This is a genomic window from Vibrio sp. 2134-1 (genome assembly GCF_033339495.1).
In genome coordinates this window covers 1-532 of sequence record NZ_JAWOUS010000895.1, presented here as the reverse complement: position 1 = coordinate 532, position 532 = coordinate 1, and the positions used below count along the sequence as shown (strand labels likewise).

The 532-nt window shown below is 51.5% G+C and carries 1 protein-coding gene; it reads right to left on the bottom strand.

Annotated elements, in window-relative coordinates; translation table 11 throughout:
* Nucleotides 1–532 (bottom strand): pyruvate kinase (locus R7R78_RS29130; protein ID WP_263856359.1); only part of this gene is annotated, 532 nt, incomplete at both ends.

Below are 532 nucleotides of genomic sequence, written 5' to 3'. Positions count from 1 at the left end.
TGCGATGCGAACCATGGCTTCGACCGCTTCGATTGGGTATTTGCCCGCCGCCGATTCCGCCGACAGCATCACGGCGTCTGTTCCGTCGATAATCGCGTTTGCCACGTCTAACACTTCAGCGCGAGTTGGGAGAGGATTCTCGATCATCGATTCCAACATCTGGGTCGCGGTAATGACTGGCTTACCCCAATGTTTAGAACGATTGATCAATGATTTTTGCACCATTGGCAGTCGTGCGTCGCCAATCTCTACGCCTAAATCGCCGCGAGCAACCATAATGATGTCTGATGCTTTAATGACATCATCCATCGCTTCTTTGGTTTCAACCACTTCTGCGCGTTCTACCTTCGCGACAATCTTGGCGTGACAACCTGCTTTTTGCGCCAAGCTGCGAGCGTATTCGATATCTTGTGCATTGCGCGGGAAAGAAATGGCAAGGAAGTCGGCTCGAAGTTTAGCTGCGGTGTCGATGTCTTGAATGTCTTTCGCGGTAAGAGCCGGAGCGGAAAGACCTCCCCCTAACAAGTTAATG